Origin of the sequence: Streptomyces galbus, assembly GCF_005280195.1 — a bacterium.
Classification (GTDB): domain Bacteria; phylum Actinomycetota; class Actinomycetes; order Streptomycetales; family Streptomycetaceae; genus Streptomyces; species Streptomyces galbus.
On record NZ_SZPR01000076.1, the window covers coordinates 1 to 813 of the forward strand.

Annotated in this window: 1 protein-coding gene; it reads left to right on the forward strand. The window is 64.9% G+C overall.

Translation table 11 applies throughout. From position 1 onward, the window contains the following. On the forward strand, positions 1–813 hold an 813-nt coding region (locus tag E4U92_RS36180), incomplete at both ends, for a hypothetical protein (RefSeq protein WP_168725289.1).

Consider the following 813-nt stretch of genomic DNA (forward strand, 5'->3'; position numbering starts at 1 on the left):
GCGTGACCTCGACATGGCCGTCCGCATCGCCGAACTCCTCGACGAACACGCCACGATCAAGAACTACATCGGCAACCGCAACGTGCGCATCACCCTCCACCTTCGCTCCACAGAAACCCACGCCGACGTCATCGACCGCGGCGACAACGGCATCGACATCAACCTCGCCAGCTACTACTTCGAGAAGTACGACACCGGCTACATCATGGGCATGCTCGCCCACGAGATCGGCCTGCACCCCCTCGCCAGCCGCAACACCGACATCGCCGAGCAGGAAGAGGCCTACCAGGGCATGCCCCTGACGGTGCCGGGCCTGACCGACCTCAACCCGCCCCGCACCATGAACAGCGACAACGCCGGCCAACGCGACCACATCATGGCCGCCTACCCCCCGGCCATCCGCCACCGCCTCTACCGCGACATCGTCATCGAAATGGCCCACGTCCTGGCCCAGCACGCCCGCGTCGGCGTCCCCGGAGCCAAGAACCAGGACGTCACCGACCTCTTCGACACCTACCTGATGGACCTCGCCTCCATCGCCGTCACCAGCGACTACCGCCTCAACGCGGTCAAGGAACCCAACTACACCGCACGCGTCTACAACGCCTACAAAGACCAACTACGCACAGCCCTCGACGACAACACCACACTCCTCAACCTCCTCCCCTCCAACAAGACCCTCTTCGGCGTCGCCCGCAACTTCACCCAACTCGCCACCAGCATCGCCACCAACAACCGCGGCGACAGCATCCAACGACCCACCCCACCCCCACCAACCACCACCACCACGACCGACGAAGCCCGCCCCCGGCT